Source organism: Streptomyces canarius (assembly GCF_014650735.1).
In the GTDB taxonomy this organism is placed as follows: Bacteria; Actinomycetota; Actinomycetes; order Streptomycetales; family Streptomycetaceae; genus Streptomyces; species Streptomyces olivaceoviridis.
This window is the reverse complement of sequence record NZ_BMVN01000091.1, coordinates 1-15,652: the sequence shown is the minus strand read 5'-3', so window position 1 is coordinate 15,652 and position 15,652 is coordinate 1. Positions and strand designations below refer to the sequence as shown.

16 protein-coding genes are annotated in these 15,652 nt (G+C 68.9%); 7 read left to right on the top strand and 9 right to left on the bottom strand.

What is annotated here, in order from left to right; translation table 11 throughout:
* A partial coding sequence (locus tag IE294_RS50315; protein WP_506005385.1) for a transposase occupies positions 1 to 153 on the bottom strand: 153 nt, incomplete at its 3' end.
* A gap of 294 nt (positions 154 to 447) precedes the next feature.
* Here IE294_RS50315 and IE294_RS44230 point away from each other — a divergent pair.
* Both IE294_RS44230 and IE294_RS44225 read left to right on the top strand, forming a co-directional pair.
* Positions 448 to 1,791, top strand: a complete 1,344-nt coding sequence (locus IE294_RS44230) for an endonuclease domain-containing protein (RefSeq protein ID WP_189894993.1) — start codon at positions 448 to 450, stop codon at positions 1,789 to 1,791.
* 708 nt (positions 1,792 to 2,499) lie between these two features.
* Positions 2,500 to 3,573 (top strand): ISAs1 family transposase, encoded by a 1,074-nt coding sequence (locus tag IE294_RS44225; RefSeq protein ID WP_229918076.1) that lies wholly within the window; start codon positions 2,500 to 2,502, stop codon positions 3,571 to 3,573.
* Between the two features lie 359 nt (positions 3,574 to 3,932).
* On the opposite strand, the gene spxB is transcribed toward IE294_RS44225, so the two are convergent.
* The 5 genes from spxB to IE294_RS44195 form a co-directional block, all read right to left on the bottom strand.
* On the bottom strand, positions 3,933 to 5,717 hold the full coding sequence (gene spxB / locus IE294_RS44220) for a pyruvate oxidase (RefSeq protein ID WP_189894992.1): 1,785 nt from the start codon (positions 5,715 to 5,717) through the stop codon (positions 3,933 to 3,935).
* Between the two features lie 293 nt (positions 5,718 to 6,010).
* The gene (locus IE294_RS44215; RefSeq protein WP_189894991.1) at positions 6,011 to 6,613 is read right to left on the bottom strand and encodes a hypothetical protein; all 603 of its coding nucleotides are present in this window, start codon (positions 6,611 to 6,613) and stop codon (positions 6,011 to 6,013) included.
* Between the two features lie 86 nt (positions 6,614 to 6,699).
* The gene (locus IE294_RS44210; protein WP_189894990.1) at positions 6,700 to 8,706 is read right to left on the bottom strand and encodes a hypothetical protein; all 2,007 of its coding nucleotides are present in this window, start codon (positions 8,704 to 8,706) and stop codon (positions 6,700 to 6,702) included.
* 660 nt (positions 8,707 to 9,366) lie between these two features.
* Entirely contained in the window at positions 9,367 to 9,567 is a 201-nt protein-coding gene (locus tag IE294_RS44200; RefSeq protein WP_189894989.1) for a hypothetical protein, read from the bottom strand.
* Complete coding sequence (locus tag IE294_RS44195; RefSeq protein ID WP_189894988.1) at positions 9,564 to 9,782, bottom strand: LexA family protein; 219 nt, start codon at positions 9,780 to 9,782, stop codon at positions 9,564 to 9,566. The genes IE294_RS44200 and IE294_RS44195 overlap by 4 nt, the downstream gene beginning before the upstream one ends.
* Before the next feature lie 65 nt (positions 9,783 to 9,847).
* On the opposite strand from IE294_RS44195, the gene IE294_RS44190 reads away from it, so the two are divergent.
* Positions 9,848 to 10,201, top strand: coding sequence for a DUF6233 domain-containing protein (locus IE294_RS44190; protein ID WP_189894987.1), 354 nt, complete (start codon positions 9,848 to 9,850; stop codon positions 10,199 to 10,201).
* A gap of 343 nt (positions 10,202 to 10,544) precedes the next feature.
* Positions 10,545 to 10,754 carry a DUF6207 family protein gene (locus tag IE294_RS44185; protein WP_229918074.1) on the top strand — a complete coding sequence of 70 codons (210 nt, stop codon included), beginning with the start codon at positions 10,545 to 10,547 and terminating at the stop codon, positions 10,752 to 10,754.
* Positions 10,755 to 10,798: 44 nt separating this feature from the next.
* Here the strand turns inward: IE294_RS44185 and ku are convergent, their stop codons facing one another.
* Complete coding sequence (ku, locus tag IE294_RS44180) at positions 10,799 to 11,878, bottom strand: non-homologous end joining protein Ku (protein ID WP_189894995.1); 1,080 nt, start codon at positions 11,876 to 11,878, stop codon at positions 10,799 to 10,801.
* A 26-nt stretch (positions 11,879 to 11,904) separates the two neighbouring features.
* On the opposite strand from ku, the gene IE294_RS44175 reads away from it, so the two are divergent.
* Positions 11,905 to 12,495, top strand: coding sequence for a site-specific integrase (locus IE294_RS44175; RefSeq protein WP_189894985.1), 591 nt, complete (start codon positions 11,905 to 11,907; stop codon positions 12,493 to 12,495).
* Complete coding sequence (locus tag IE294_RS44170) at positions 12,395 to 12,625, top strand: hypothetical protein (RefSeq protein ID WP_189894997.1); 231 nt, start codon at positions 12,395 to 12,397, stop codon at positions 12,623 to 12,625. The genes IE294_RS44175 and IE294_RS44170 overlap by 101 nt, the downstream gene beginning before the upstream one ends.
* A 7-nt stretch (positions 12,626 to 12,632) precedes the next feature.
* On the opposite strand, the gene IE294_RS44165 is transcribed toward IE294_RS44170, so the two are convergent.
* Entirely contained in the window at positions 12,633 to 13,427 is a 795-nt protein-coding gene (locus IE294_RS44165; RefSeq protein WP_189894984.1) for an MBL fold metallo-hydrolase, read from the bottom strand.
* A 440-nt stretch (positions 13,428 to 13,867) separates the two neighbouring features.
* On the opposite strand from IE294_RS44165, the gene IE294_RS44160 reads away from it, so the two are divergent.
* A complete protein-coding gene (locus IE294_RS44160) occupies positions 13,868 to 14,842 on the top strand; it encodes an ATP-dependent DNA ligase (protein WP_189894983.1) in 975 nt (324 codons plus the stop codon).
* Between the two features lie 13 nt (positions 14,843 to 14,855).
* Here the strand turns inward: IE294_RS44160 and IE294_RS44155 are convergent, their stop codons facing one another.
* On the bottom strand, positions 14,856 to 15,152 hold the full coding sequence (locus IE294_RS44155) for a hypothetical protein (protein WP_189894982.1): 297 nt from the start codon (positions 15,150 to 15,152) through the stop codon (positions 14,856 to 14,858).
* Positions 15,153 to 15,652: the final 500 nt, after the last annotated feature.

Sequence of the window (15,652 nt, the reverse complement as noted above, 5' to 3'; positions counted from 1 at the left end):
CGCCTCGGCGGCCTGCCTGTCCGACAGGCCGAGCAGGAACTGCAGCACACAGACGGTGGCCAGTTGAGCGGGTGAGAGACCCGGACGCCCGTCCCGCGGGTACCAGTCGGCGAAGTCCTCGTCGCACCACAGCCCATCGAGGCGGTCACGCACCCATATCGCCGTCGTGCCGCCCGGGTTGCTCGCCCGCGCAACCTGCGCAGTCAGAGACGGGACCTGCTCACCGGAACGGGGACGAAGGGACAACGAGCACCTCGACAGCTGTATCGGTCGGCGGAACTACACGAGCATGCCCGTCGACCATGCTGTCGCACCGGGAAACTCCAAGATCCCCGACAGAGTCAAGCTAAGGAGTTGCGGGCCGGCGGGGTGCGGCGTGGGTGGCAGCCCGGCTGAACGAGGCGCCTGGAGAACCGTTGCCGTGTTGCAGGCCGTTAGCCTGTCGGTATGTCAGAGCGTGTCATAACCGGTCACACAGACGGCCTGATCACCCTGGCTACCGCGGACGCTCTGTGGGTCGATTTGACGGCCGACAGCGCTGTGCCGACGGCGGCTGGGGCGTTCACCTGCTCTCCTGCCCGTGCCCGGGTGGGGTACGTCCTGCTCGGCGGCCATGCGGTGGCGACGGTGCGCGCGAGCGGCGGTCAGTGGACTGTTCCGGAGGCTGAGGTGCGCAGGGCAGCCGCGAAACTGAACGCGGTCGGGATGGACCGGAAGGACCTGGTCCGCATCGGTCCGTTCCGTGAGGCGCCGAGGCAGGAGTGCAACGAGGAAACGCCGCTGCGTTGGCGCCGGCGCATCGCGCGGGAACTGCAGGAGCTGCACGGCCCCGAGCGGGCAGCACGACGTGAAAACGGCCGGCCGCACCATCTGGCGGGGATCGACTGGCGACAGATACTCGTGGAGCAGACCAGCGACGGGACGCAGCGGACTTGGTGGCTGCCGCGCGCTGTGGTCAGGCTGCTGGATGCGGCCGAGCACACCGAAACGCAGTGGGGCCAAGCCGCGCGGACCCGCCAGGCAAGCGCAGCCGCCATCAAGCCGGCCCACCACCCCCAGCAGGCCCGAGCCGGCGACGGCGGGCAGACGACGCCCCCCGAGGGCTCCTCCGCCTCACTGCGCCCGTACAACAAAGAGCTGGAGGGCCAGCTGTACTCGGTGCTCAGCAGGAAGTCCGGTACCTCTCGCAGGGTGGCCGGGTGGGCGTGCGCCGTCTGCCACACTGCGCCCGCCGCCGTCCTCGACCACTGCCACGAACACGGCTACGTCCGCGCCCCCGTCTGCCAGTCCTGCAACACACTAGAACGTCCCGACCACCTGTACAGCAACGACATCCGCGTGACGAACCGCTACACACGCCTATTCCACACCGACACCGACGACTGGCTTCGCCACTGGCATCGCTGCCCCGGCTGCCGCGCACGCACCACTCTGCCCCTGCCGCACCTCGCCGCATGGACCGCCTACATAGCCTGCCGAACGCTGCGCCCGAGCCACCCCGCCTCCCGCGGGCGCAAGCCCTGCGGTGTCCTGCGCGTATTCTGGAGGGGCAGTCAGAACGCTCCCCGTTCCTGCCTGCTCACTGTCGCCGTCGACCTCTGCCCCTCCGGCGAGCACCATGTCCTGGCGCAAGTCCCCTACCGCGAAGCCGCCGAGCGGTTTCGCATCTGGTTGGCCGAGACGGCGCCTGCCGTGGCCGCCGCAGCCGGCCCTGACCGCTTGGACGGCCTCCCTGCCCAGTCCCGGCCAGTCATCGCGGACACCAGCAGCGAGGGCCTAGCACTGTTCTGAGCGAGCACCGGGAGACCCACACGGTCACCCCGCGCACCCCAGGGAAATGCGATGTCCCCAACGATCAGAAGGGGTGTGCGGGTGCGTATCGCTGAGCGATGATGTTTACAGAATGACCGAGCTGATCGGGGGATCTGCCATGCATCTGAGCCGAGTTGCGGTGAGCGGCCTGCGGGCGAGCGCTGAGACTCCAATGAGTTGCACCCTTCCCGGCAGATTCAGTGTGCTGATCGGTGCGAACGGCGTCGGCAAGACCACGCTCACAGACGCGCTCTACCTCGCGCATCCCGGAAGCCGGTTTCCCGTGCTGCCACGGCCGACTTCAGCTGTACTGGCGCCACCTGACGCAGGCGTGGAGCGCAGCATCGACATCACCTATGCACTGGGAGAGGCCCTCGAAGCGGAAGGGCGGCTTGGCCGTGAGCTTCATACCACGGGCCACCGACCAGGGCTTGATCAAGTTCCGGGGTCGGGAAGTTGGTCGTGTGGTGACCGGTTGGGGCACATAGCAGAGCAGGCACGAGCCTGGTGATCATTGGGGTGTCTACGCTCAACGATCACGAGGTGGCCCGTGCCTGCCGCTGTATCTTCGCCTATCCCGCCGGTGCTGGGGAAGTTGGGTTCCCTGGAGGCCGACCAAGTCGCTGACCTGCGGCCTTTCCTGGAGTCGGTGCCCGACCCGCGTGGCGGCGGGGCCGCTGGTACTCGCTGACCGCGATCCTTCTCGTCTGCGCCTGCGCGGGCGTCTCCGGCGCGAGGAGCGTCGACGAAATCGGTGAGTGGGCCCAGCGGGCCTCGGACGCCGTACTGGCGGCCGTCGGTGTCCGCCCACATCCCCTCAAGTGGCGCCGGTCTCCCTCGCGGACCACGATCGGCCGCGTGCTGGCAGCCGTCGACGGTGACTGCCTGGACCGGGCGGTCGGCGCTTACCTCGCCGACCGGAACACCGCGCGAACAGCTCCGGACCAACGGCAGGTGATCGCCGTCGACGGCAAGGCTCTGAAGGGCTCGGCCCGTCTGTCCGCCGGTCGCAGGCATCTGCTCTCCGCGGTCACCCACCTTCAAGCGGTGACCCTCGCCCAGGCGGAAGTCGGAACGAAGACGAATGAGACCGCGCACTTTCGGCCCCTGCTCGAACCTCTCGACCTGACCGGAGCACTCGTCACCTTCGACGCCCTGCACTCGGTGAAGGCGAACGTCACCTGGCTGGTCGAGACGAAGAACGCCCACTACATCGCGGTGATCAAGGCCAATCAGGCGACCGCACACCGCCAGCTCGCCGCCCTGCCCTGGCGGGACATCCCCATCCAGAACACCGCCTCGTCCACCGGTCACGGCCGCCACGAGTCCCGCTCCCTCAAGATGTGCGGCATCGCCGACGGACTTGGCGGGATCGCCTTCCCTCACGCCCGCCTCGCCGTCCGCGTCCACCGACGCCGCCGGCCAACCGGCCGGCGCGCGAGCCGCGAGACGGTCTACGCCGTCACCAGCCTCGACGCCCACCAGACCACCCCGGCCGAACTCGCCGCCGCGATCCGAGGCCACTGGACAGTGGAGTCCCTGCACCACGTCAGAGACGTGACCTTCGCCGAGGATGCCTCGACCGTCCACACCGGCACCGCACCCCGCGCCATGGCCACCCTCCGCAACCTCGCCATCGGCCTGCTCAAGACCCTCGGAGCCGACAACATCGCCAAGACCACCCGGGCAATCCGCGACCAGCCCGAGCGAGCCCTCCCACTCCTGGGAATTACCAACCACCCCGACGCTCACGGAACTTGATCAATCCCTGGCCACAGGGTCGGCCGATCTTGTTCTGATGCCGGCCGGCCGCCGCATGTACCGAAGGATGCCCTCACAGCGCGTGCCGGCCTCCTGTCCGCCTCCTGCCAGGACCGCCGGCGCGCCGTCTGGGACGACGAATCCGCCGTCCTGCGCGACAACCGTGGCCGCCGAGTCGACGCCACCTCGTGGGGCAACGACCGCAGCCACCGGCGCCGGCCCCCGGGTGCCGTGCCCGGACGCCAGGGGCCGGGACCCCTGACGCCACGGCACACGAGCCGGTGACGCCACCGAGCCCGTCTGCCCGGCGGGAACGTCGAGGCTCCAGAGGCCGGACCCGGAAGGTGCCGGCCTCGTACTCACCCCAAGGCGACCCCGTGTCGGGCAGCGATGTCCGCGAAGGGCTCGAGGGCCTCGGCGCGGTAGCGGCGGCGGAAGTCCGCAAAGTCCGCGCGGTCCGAGGCGCGGAGGGGGAACTGCTCGGCGGGGAGCTGCCGGTCGTCGGTGACCTTGACGTCGATGAGGACCGGCTCCTCGGTGTGGGCCACCTTGCTCAGGACCTCGCGCAACTCCTCGCGGGTCACGACGGTGTGGCCGCGGACACCGAAGCCCTCGGCGACCTTGGCGAAGTCGACGTCGGACAGAGCGATGCCGGAATGGGGCTGCGGCGTGTCGTCCTGCTCGGCCTCGATGAAGCCCAGCGATCTGTTGGTGAACACCACGTTGATGACGGGCAGACGCTGCTCGGCCTGGGTGACGAGGTCCGGTATCACCATCGCCATGCCGCCGTCTCCCGACAGGGTCCACACCTGGCGGCCCGGGTAGGACAGGGCGGCCGCGATGCCGGCGGGCAGCCCGAAGCCCATCGTGGCGTAGAACGGGGAGGTCACCATCTGGTGGCCGGGCCCCAGGTGCAGGAACCGCGCGGTCGAGATGTTGACGTTGCCGACATCGACCCCGAACACGGCGTCCGGTTCCGTGACCTGGTTGATCTCGGCGTAGACAGCCTCCAGCCGCAGGGGCAGGTCCTCGTCCCGCGCGCGTTCGGCGACCCACGCGTCCCACTGCCGCTTGTCCTCCCGCGCCGCGGCCAGCCAGCGACCCCGCGCCCCGGCGGCAGCGGAGGGGCCGCCGGCGTGGGACGGCGGCTCGGCGGCACGTACGGCATCCAGCAGTTGCTCGAGGAAGACGACGGCGTCGGCCCGGATGCCGAGCTCCACGGCATGACGCGCGCCGATGACCGTCGGCTCGAGGTTGACGTCGATGAACCGGGCGTCCGGGCTGAACAGGTGGGCCCCGAACTCGTAGTTCGTGCCGATGAAGACGATGAGATCGGCCGTCAGCCCGACGTCCACCGCGGGCTTGGCCGACACGCGGCCCGTGCTGATCATGTAGGAGGGCTCGGCATCGTCGAGGATCGTCTTGCCCAGGTACGTCGAAACCAGCGGCGCCCCCAGGCGCTCCGAGAGCTCCCTCAGCAAGTCGGCCGCCCCGTGCGCGCCGCGGCCGAAGTAGAGGATCGGCCGCTCCGCCGTAGTGATCAGCTCCAGCGCCCTGGCCACGTCCTCGGAGCGCGCCTCCAGCCGCCACTCGGGCTGGGTCCAGGCGCCGGCCGAGGACACGTAGTCGTCCTCGATCTCGGCCCAGCCCAGATCCTTGGGGATGACCACGACCGCGACTCCGCGCTTGGCATAGGCGGTGCGGATGGCCGTGTCCACGACCTGGGGCAGCAGCTCGGGCGAGGTCACCGTGCGGTTGTAGACGGCGACGTCGTCGAAGACCGGGTTCTCCGGCATCTCCTGGAAGTAGTCCGTGTTCATCAGCGAGGTCGGCACCTGACCCACCAGCGCCAGCACCGGGACGTTGTCAGCACGCGCGTCGTAGAGCCCGTTGAGCAGATGGACCGCACCCGGCCCCGCGGAGCCGATCGTCACGCCGATCCGACCGGTCAGCTTCGACTGAGCGACCGCCGCGAGAGCTCCCACCTCCTCGTGCCGCACCCCGACGTAGTGGATCCGCTCCCGGAAGTCGTGGACCGCGGCCATCGTCGAGTCCAGCGAACCGCCCGGCAGCCCGAAGACCGTCCCCACACCCCAGTCCTCCAGCACCCGCATCATCACGTGGGCCGCGCTGATCCTCGCCATGTCGTACTCCTGACACCTGAACTAGAGCCGCGCCGGGCGCCCCCCGGCACCGCAACTCTAACGGCGGCCAAACCGCAGCACCCGGACCGGACCGGCACCACGGCCCGCAGGGAGTGCCCGCTGTGCGGCTACTGCCGCACACGACCAGCCCGAACGAGCCCTCCCACTCCTGGGCATCACCGACAACGCCGACGCTCGGGGAACTTGATCAAGCCCTGAGTTGGGGCTGCGTGCCCCAATAGACTCAAGAAGGTATCGAGGACCAGCAGGGATAGCGAACTGTAACTGGAGTATCAGTCTCCTAGGTTTTCGGGCGGAACGGCCGCCGTAACCGCTGCGGGCAGCCTGCCGGTCAGAACTTCCTGGCGTGGCAGTGACAGCCCGAAGTGCTGCTGCAAGGCGGCAAGGGTCGCACGCAACGAGTCGAACTCCTCACTTACGTCATCATCGAGGAGTCCGGCTTCTTCGAATGCCGGGAGCAGGAACGCCATGCCCTCGTCTGGAGTGTCGCCGATGTCGAAGCGTCCGACCGTTTGGCCGTCGCGGTAGTACCAGCACTCCCTGGGTGGATCGTCCGGCTTCGGGGTCAGGTGCAAGACTTCGACCCCGCCTGCGGAGACGTCGGGGCGAGCCCACCAAGCCTTGGAGGGCCAGCCCTGCTCCACCGCATATGACCAGCCCGCGCATTCACCGAAGCGGGCCACGCGGGCTGATTCGCGGTCGTTGAACGTGAGCCGTTCGGCCTCGGCGAAGGTGATCGGGTCGAGCACTTCTGCGGGCCGGGCGCCGAGCCGGACAACGAGGTCGCGTGGGCTGATGCCGCGTGCGAAGGTGACGAACAGGGTGGGGGCTTCCCCGCGCCAGGCGTCGGCCAGCCACGTGATGCCGTCGCTCAATGTCTTCTCCTGGTTCTCAGGGGTGCGACTGGGGCGGGGCGGCCGCGGCCGCCCCGCCCCAGTCTGGATAGTGTCCTACGAACCGGTCACTGCTTCGGAACGGTGCACGATACAGTCACCTGGGACGCGTCGCAGTGCGCGAACTCGGGGAAGGCCACCCAGTACTCGTCCTCGTCCAGCAGACGGTACTTCGATGCCGAGGAGAACGTTCCGGAAAACGGCTGCATCGACTGAGTGTTCTGGTAATTCGACATAGACGAGCGTCCACAGACCTCCTTCCACGTCGGAGCAGCGGTACGGATGTCGTCGTACAGCCTCCAGTCGCCCGTCGCGATGCGGGAGGCGTAGGTCTGCACGCAGTCGTTGCCGGTTTCGACTTCGTTCATGCCGCCCAGGGAGGCGGGCATACCGGCCGAGTTATAGGAGGCGGCGTAGGCGAACTCATCGCAGCTGGCGGTGTCGCTCGTGTCGATCGGGGTGGTGTCGGGGTTGCCGTAGGTCTTGGCCCAGCCATCCGGGCAGATGACCTTCCGGTTCAGATCCGAATCCCGCACGGACGCAGGCAAGTACTTGATCGGCTTGCCCGCTGCCTTGGAGCCGGGGTGGTTGGGCAGCTTTGACTGGATCAGCCAGGCGTGCGCGACGGCGGCCGGCGTCTTGGCGAAGTTCATCACCCAGGTCGGCTTGTAGGCCGCGAACACACAGCCGGGGCTGGTGGCGGAGGCGACGACGTCGCAGCGGATATCGAAGTCCGGGATGGAGTTGCCCAGCCACTGCGGGTCGTTCTCGATCTCCCCCGCGCCGTCATTGACGGTCCCAGCGATGGTCCAGTCCAGCTGGAGGCTGGTGATCTTGGTGGCTGCGCCGCCGGTCCACTCGTGGTTGAAGGTGGCGTACGCGGCGTGGATGTCACCCTTCGGTTGCCACGTATTGGAGCCATCCCACACAGGGGCGGCGGTGGTGCACTCCGGGGAGCACTTGAACGTCGGGGTCATGGTGAATGGTCCCGGCATGCCGATGGTGCCGTGCTCCACGATGAACGGGTCCATCGGCACCAGCGCGAACCGCTGGGTGAACTTCCGGGACACTGGGTCGAGCTTGATTTCGATGGCCGAGGCGAAGTGCGCGTCCGCCGGGTTGTAGATGTTCCCATCCGGTGCCTTGACCTTGTACGTGAACACGATGGGCGTGGCCCACTTCAGGCAGGCGCTGTCCCGCTTGAGGTAGTCCTTGCCCACCGAAACGCCTGTGTCGTTGCACCACGGGACCAGATCGCCGCTGCCCGCACGGAGCTTGTTCGCGATGTCCTGCTTCTGCCTGGCGCTCAAGTCGGACGGCTTCCCGACCTTGATACAGGTGATCTTCTGGCCGTGGTCGGTGCAGGTTTCGCTGCCCTTGCCTGCGGCCTTCGCGGTGGGGGTGACCTCGGGCCGGTTACGGGTTCCGACCTGCGGCTCCTGGTACTTGTCCAGGTCCACCGCCGGTGCGCTCTTGTTCGGCTCCGGGAGTTTGATGTCCACGGCACGGCCGCGGGTTTTGAACTTCGCCCACGCCGACCAGTCCGTCTCGTACAGGCTGCCGTCGTAGGCGGAGGTGCGGAAGGCGTAGGTGGTGTTCGTCTTCAGGTCGCCGTAGTGCAGGGTGACCTTCGCGGTGCCGCCGGAGGTGACATAGTTGGACACCACGACGCCGTAGTCGGCGGGCTTACCCGTGTCGGGGTCGGTGAGCTTGACCTGGTCCTTTGGGTTGCCGTTGGCGTCGGTGGTGTAGACCTCGAAGGTCAGGTTTGCGGTGTCGCCGTCGCCGTCGGTGACGGTGTTGGACAGGGTGGGAGTCGTGCGGTTGACCTGCCACACCCCGTTCGCATCCTTGGTGCCCGGTGCAGCCTTGAGGTTGTTCCCCGACTCGGGTCGGTGGTCGTTGGCCCTAGTCAGCGTTTCTAGGCCTGCCGCAGGACGGGAGGCTGGCGAATACTCCCACTTGGGCGTTGCGCCGTTGCTGTCGGCGGCGGCGATGCTGCCTCCTCCGAGGAGCATGACGGTTGCCGTGGCGACAGCGAACAGGATGCGTTTTCTTCTCGATAAACCAGACAAGGTATGTGTCCCCTTCTGGCCGCCGGGCCCATGTGTGTTTCCCTCTTGAGCAGGGCGGCGGTGGTCGGATGTCGCGCCGACCAATGTCTATGAGGGGTGCCATGCCCTGGTCAAGCTCATGAACTGGGGTGATTCGGCTGTAAGTCAGGTACCGGACGTGACCCTCGGCACGTTTAGCGCCGCTCTCGCCATAGTCCCGACAAACCTGAGACCCTGCGGGTAGCCAAGAAATGCTCGGAACCTGCTCGCCGACGGCATCGATCCGCAGAACGCGATGCTCAAGACCCCAACGCATCTTGTCGGCCACCCAGTCGGTGACGAGCTTGGCGCGTTCCTCCTCGGCGGATCGTTCCAGCTTGATTGGCGACGACTGGGCCCTCATCGCGGTGCCGGCTGCCTCGAACCGGTCCAAGGTCAACCAGAGCCCCAGCATCTGACTGCCGTCGGCCGCCGGCTACCGCTGCGAGCTCGCCGGCCTGGCCGGTGAGGCGTACGACGCCCAGTGGCGCCGCTGGCGCGAGGCGTCCGGGAAGGTGCAGGCCGCCGTCACCGCGCACGCCGAAGCCACCGAGAGCAACCGGTATGAGCTGGAGCAGGCCGTGAAGAAGGCCGCCCGGCACGCTCAAGACGCTCCGCAGGCCGAGTAGCCGGCGCAGCCTTCTACCGGTCGTCGGGCCAGGTGGCCAGCACCTGTCCCGTCTCGTCGTCAAATAGGCTGACGCGAGCGCCGGGCGTGCTGCTGTAGTCGCTGACACAGCGGCGGAACTTGTCCCGCGCCACCTCCTCCCGGTGCCACCAGCCGTGCTGCACCGGCCGACCGCCGAGTTCGAGCAGCAGGTGGTAGCGGCCGCCGCCGGTCATGCGAGGCGGATCCCTCGGGACCGCCCCGGCTCGCGGACGATCGCGCGTTTCGCCTCCAGCTCGCCCAGCTGGTAGTGCACGGAGGCCCGGCTGCGCATGCCGACGTCCGCGCCGATCTGCTGCATCGTCGGCGCTTGGCCGTGGTCGGCGATGTGCTGGCGGATGCAGCGCAGGATGCGCTCCTGGGTGTCGGTGAGGTGGTCGACGCGATGCATAATCCAATTAGATCTCTTGTTCGAATTTGAGGGCAAACGGAAACACGGCAGGCCGGGAGGAGCAGGTGGGTGGTGAGCAGCCGCTCTCGCGTCTGGACGCGTTGCGCTTCGCCCGGCGCGTCGTCGAGCAGCAGGCCGTGCGGCAGTTGGGGCTGATCGACCGCTGGATCGCCGAGGAGGAGCGGCGGGAGGCGGAGCGGCGCCGGGGCGAGCAGAGGCGGCCGGCCCCTGCGGACTGGCTGATCCAGCACGGCCTGAACCGGGCCAACGTCGACGCCGTCCACGTCGGTGGCTGCTGGGCTGCGAAGAAGAGCGGCCGCTGCCGGCCCGCCACGCGCGAGCAGGCCCTCGACGCTCTCCGGAACGGGGTGCCGCCGTGTGTCCACTGCCGACCCGACACAGCCTGCGGCACCGACTGAAACGAGAACGCCCCGGCCAGCATGCCGGCCGGGGCGAACCCTCAAAGGGGTGTGATCGTGAAGGGCGGTCGCCTACGCGGCGAAAGGCAATGCGAGGCTTCAGCCGAACGATCGTCCTCGCATGCGATAGATGAGGCCCGGGGACACTGTTCCCTTCACCATCACGCCCCCTTCAACCACACCTGCCCGGCGAACATTCCCACCCGCCTCCAGGTTCTCGGATCTCCCGGGCGCGGCTGGCACCGCCTGCGTCGTCGCCTCACCCTGAGCTGGTCCTACTCCAGCCGGGTGAACACTCCAGGAAGGGAGAACTGCGGGCGGTGTCCGGCGCGTGATGCCTGGTATGAAGCCGATCAGCGAAGTGCATGTGGCGGAGCCGGGCCTGGCCGTCGTCGAGGTCGCGGCCGCCGATGACGAGACGGCATTCGCGATCCAGGAGCTGCTCGCCGGGCGGTGGGCGACCGCGACCGCGGACACCACGACCCGGGCTCCAGGGGAGCCCGGTGTCCGGCTGCGCTGCTACCTGGACGTGCGCCAGGAGCTCGGCTCGTAGCATCGCCGGACCGTGCGGCACCGTGTATGCGCGGCCGGCAGCAGTCAGGCGGCGGTCTTCTTGCGGCGGCGGCCGCTGCGGGCGAGGGCGTCGATGAGCTCTTCCCGGCTCATCTTCGACCGGCCGGAAACGTCCTGTTCGGTCGCCCGCTGGTACAGCTCCGCCTTGCTCAGCTTCTGCAACTCTCTCTTGCCGCCGGCACCGCGGTCGCGGGCCCGCACCGCTCCGGCCTTCTTCGGCGGAGCCTTCCGCGCCGGCGTCTTCACCGGCCCGCCTGCCGACGACCGGGCGGCTGCCTTGCGTGGTGCGGCCTTCTCCTCGCGCTCGCCGGCCGGCTCCTTGCCGCGGCCGGAGCGGGCGGCCTTCAGGCTGCCTTCGAGGACCTTCATCAGGTCGATCACGTTGGTCGCCTCCGGCGGCTCCTCGGCCGCCTCGATCAACTGGCCCTCGGCCTTGGCCCTGACCAGCCTGCGCACCTTCTCCTGGTAGGTGTCACGGTAGCGGGAGGGATCCCAGTCGGAGCTGAGCGCGTCGACCAGTTGCCGCGCCATGTCCAGCTGCTTGCCCCGCCCGGCCCGGCCGGAGGGGAGCTCGGGCAGCTCCTGGCCCGGGTCACGGACCTCATCCGCCCAGTGCAGCGTCTGCAACACCAGCACCTTGTCCTCCGCGCGCAGCGCGGTCAGGTACTGCTTGTTGCGCATGACGAAGGTGGCGATCCCCACCTTGCTCGCCTGAGCCAGGGCGGCGCGCAGCAGCTCGTAGACCTTGGTGTACTCGGTGCCGCGGGGGGCGATGTAGTAGGTGCGGTCGAAGTAGACCGGCTCGATCCGGTCCAGGTCGACGAAGTCGGTGATGTCGATGGTCTGCGAGCGGCCCGGCGCGATCTCGTCAAGTTCGTCGGGCTCGACCACGACGTACTGGCCCTCGTCCAGCTCGTAGCCCTTGACGATGTCACTGGTGTCCACCTCGTCGCCGGTGCGTTCGTTCACCCGCTTGTTGCAGACCCGGTCCGAGGTGCCCCGCTGCAACTGGTGGAAATGGACGGCGTGGTCCTCGGTCGCGGTGTACAGGCCGACGGGGACGGTCCCGTTGACTGAACTAAATCCGACGTATTCGCAGGTCAGACGGGGTTTCTGCTAGCTTCCCCGGCATGTTCGAGGCGGATAGTGCCGCCCGGGACCTGGTGGGCTTCGTGCTGCCGGATTCGGGTCGGTTGGTGGAGACGGCGGATCCAGGCCGGCCGTATGTGCTGCTGGACGCGGACGGGGCCGCGGTGGAACCGGTGGAGGCGTTCTTCGCCGCGCTCCAGGCGTGCGGGCGGCCGCCGTCGACGGTTCGCTCGTACGGGATGGACCTGCTGCGCTGGTGGCGGTTCCTGGCCGGCTGGGGTGTGGCGTGGGACCGGGCGACGCGGGTGGACGCACGGGACTTCGCCCGCTGGATGCAGATCGCCCCGAAGCCCGTCCGGCCCCACTGGCGCCGGCGGTCGGCCGTCGGCACCCCCGTTTCCTCCAGCGCGGGAACGCCGCCGGTTGCCGTCGGCAGCTGGCCGGACTGCCCGGCAGTCGACAGGGGGCAGGTACCGGCCGTCGCTGCCTCAGCGTCTACCGCGGCGGCTGCCCGACGACTGCTTCAACGAGTTGTTAGCCGCGCTGCGTTACAACCGCGACCGTGCTCTTCTGGCCCTTTGGGTGTCCAACGGGGCCCGGGCCAGCGAGTTGCTGACCAGTCGGCAGCGTGACCCGCTGCCCGCAGAGCAGTTGCTGGGCGTGATCCGCAAGGGAAGCAGAGCATTTCAGCAGTTGCCGTCCTCGCCCGATGCGTTCATGGCCAACGAGCAGCAGGTCGATTACCCGGCCAAGGCTGCGTGACGAGCCACTAGACGGCCACAAAGCGGCGGTCACCATCCCCCACGACGACGCGCCCGAAGCGCATGCCAGGGAAGTGCGCGGCTACCAGCAGGTCGTCTCTGTCCGCCGCTTGGTCCGCGATCCGGTTGCGCACCGCCGAGGCGGCGGCAGGGTCGACGTCCCAGATCACCTCCCAATCCCGTTCGCTGAACTGGACGACGGAATGCACCACGTCCCCCAACAGGACGGCCCTACGGCCACCGGATGAGACCACGTACACCGTGGAGCCGGGGGTGTGGCCCGGCACATGGCGCGCATCGACACCGGGCGCCAGCGTGAAGTCCGCGTCGAACAGCTCCAGCCGCGTACCCAGCGGAGTGAGCTTGTCGACGGCGCTCGGCTGCGCGTTGTCGCCGGTGACGAAGTACTCCCAGTCGGCCCGGTGCGCACGGTAGGTCGCCCGGGGGAACACGGCCGCGCCGTTGTGCGTCACCCAGCCAATGTGGTCGAAATGCAGGTGGGTGAGAACGACGTCCGTCACGTCCGCTGGGGTGATTCCGTAGTCGGCCAGAGAGGAGAGCAGGTCCCCTCCCGTGTACCGGCCATCGTCGAACGCGCCCACACCGGTGTCAACGAGTACGGTCCGCTCGCCGGTGCGGACGCAAAAGCCGCCGAGCGGGAGACGCAAGGTGCCGTCCGCTTCAAGATGCTCGGTGTGGCAGGTCCACGGATCCTCCACGCCGGGACGGGACAGGATGTCCGCCGCGACCTCGACCCCCACCCCGTCCCACACCGGCAGAACCTGTATGTCACCGATCTTCACGCGCACTCCCCCGTCTCGGGCAACAGCCTGGTAGCAACCGGCTGCAACCGCTCGAGGCACCAGAACATTCCGGATCACTCAGCGCTGGATCTGAGCTTCCTCACCATGGGCTCAGCCCTGCCCGCCGCTCCCCATTCTGTGTGCTCCGGTGCGTCCACTCCTGGAACTCGACATCCGACTCCAGCGGTCCATCTCGCCTCGATTACCCGGCCAACGATGCGAGACGGGCCACTAGTTCAGAGAAGTGACCAGGCCGAAGGTGATCACGCCTTTCCAGATCGCCCGAGCCATGATCGTGCTCCGTCCCTTCCAGCCCCGGCATGCGCAGGTGCCGGGGTCGCGCCTGTTGTCTTCACGCTCGCACCGCTGGGCGTGCCGCGCCCGCCGGGCCGGAGGGCAGGCACCCGAACGGCGGCCGGCCGGGGTGGAAGGCATCGGACATGACATGGACGCTGCCCGAGCCGATGCTCGCCGCCCCCGTGCCGGACCCGGCTCTGCCGGCGGGCTGGGCGGCAGAGGTGAAGTGGGACGGATGGCGAGCCGCGGTGTCCGTGGAGGCCGGCCACATCATGCTGCGCTCACGCCGCGGCACCAACCTGCTGCCGGCCTTCCCAGAAGTGCGGGCCGGGTGCGCGCAACTGCCGGACGCCACCGCGCTGGACGGCGAGTTGGTCGTGTGGGAGTCCGGACGGCTGGCATTCGAGCGGCTCCAGGGCCGCTTACAAGCCCGTGGGGCCGGAGCGGCCCGGCTCGCCGGTGAGTGGCCGGCTCACTACGTCGCCTTCGACCTGCTGCGCCTGGCAGGGACGGACACCACCCGGTGGGCCTACCGGCGCCGACGTGCCGCCCTGGAGGAGCTGTTCCTGGATCGTGGGCTGACGGCGCCCTGGGCGCTGTGCCCGTCGACCACCGAGGCGGACACGGTCCGTGAGTGGCTGACCTGGACAGCCGTCGGCGTGGAGGGAATCGTGTACAAGCAGCTCGACAGCATCTACGCACCGTCGGTACGCGGGTGGCGCAAGTACAAAGTGCGCGAGACCCAGGAGGCGATCGTCGGCGCGGTCACCGGATCGCTGAGGACACCCAGGACACTGCTGCTGGGCCGCTACGACACCGACGGCCGTCTGCAGTACACCGGCCGCACAACGACGCTCCCCCAGGCAGCCGCCCGCAGCGTTGCCGCACTTCTGGCCCCGTCCAGAGGCACACACCCGTGGACGGGCTGGACCTTCTCCGCCGGATGGGGCAGCCGGGAAGCCCTGGACGCCACCCTGGTCCGGCCCGAGCTGGTCGTGGAAGTCGGCGTCGACGTCGCCCGCGACAGCACCGGCCGGTGGCGCCACCCAGCACGATGGCACCGCCCTCGCCCCGACCTCTCCCCCAGCGACGTCGTATCCTTCGGCAGCCCTGGCTAGGCCGGCCACAGGGTCAGGGCGTGTCGCCGGAGTAGTGGAAGCGGCAGCTGACGCCAGGGCCGGGCGTGCGGGGTTCGCCGGGGTGCGGGTCGTACAGGGCGCGGCCGCCGGGCCACCGCCCGAGTTCGGTGGACAGGGCCACGCCGTCGTCGACTTCTTCGGTCCGCCACTCGTGGATGTACAGCAGCAGGCCGTCCAGTGGCCCGCCGACCAGTTCGGCGAAGGTCCGGTTCGGGAGCGGGCCGGGGTTGGGGTCGTCGTGCTCCGCGCCGTAGACCTGGCCGTTCAGCAGCTGCTCATCGCCGTTCATCTGATTAGCGTTGCAGTCACCACCGATAACGAGGGGCCGGAGACGACGTCTGGCCCGGCCTGGGTTGCCGGGCCCGTTGCGGGCACGTCCGTGGTGGCCACAGCCATCGGCGACGTCCGATGCCAAACCGGCTGCGTGGCTTCGCGACCGGCGCTTCGGCGGCCGCGCGCTGGGCTTCCTCCGCCTGGCGGCGCGCGATGCCGCTCAGCCTCGTGGCGGTCGGCAGCCTGCTGGGCACACGGCCCGCACAGCCGGTCCCACTCGCCGGGCCACGAGGATTGCCTGATCTCCTGCCAGCGCTCGTCGGCGAACTTGGTGTTGCAGCGCATGCACAATGAAGTTCGTTCAGGCCGGCCGGCGGCTTTGACGCCGTCGACCCGACCGCCGAGGCATCTTCGGCGTTGTCCGCCATCTCGCTGAACGGCCCGGCCGGATGGTCAAGGCTCAGCCGGCGTCTTGAGGCCCCGGGTCTCGGGGCTTCAGGCCTCGTCTGGTGCGAC

Bases quoted from the DNA above. Each gene is read 5' to 3' on its own strand.
- IE294_RS44230 (WP_189894993.1), top strand. From the start codon at position 448: ATGTCAGAGCGTGTCATAACCGGTCACACAGACGGCCTGATCACCCTG.
- spxB (WP_189894992.1), bottom strand. From the start codon at position 5,717: ATGGCGAGGATCAGCGCGGCCCACGTGATGATGCGGGTGCTGGAGGAC.
- IE294_RS44200 (WP_189894989.1), bottom strand. From the start codon at position 9,567: ATGACCGGCGGCGGCCGCTACCACCTGCTGCTCGAACTCGGCGGTCGG.
- IE294_RS44195 (WP_189894988.1), bottom strand. From the start codon at position 9,782: ATGCATCGCGTCGACCACCTCACCGACACCCAGGAGCGCATCCTGCGC.
- IE294_RS44185 (WP_229918074.1), top strand. From the start codon at position 10,545: ATGAAGCCGATCAGCGAAGTGCATGTGGCGGAGCCGGGCCTGGCCGTC.
- IE294_RS44175 (WP_189894985.1), top strand. From the start codon at position 11,905: ATGTTCGAGGCGGATAGTGCCGCCCGGGACCTGGTGGGCTTCGTGCTG.
- IE294_RS44160 (WP_189894983.1), top strand. From the start codon at position 13,868: ATGACATGGACGCTGCCCGAGCCGATGCTCGCCGCCCCCGTGCCGGAC.
- IE294_RS44155 (WP_189894982.1), bottom strand. From the start codon at position 15,152: ATGAACGGCGATGAGCAGCTGCTGAACGGCCAGGTCTACGGCGCGGAG.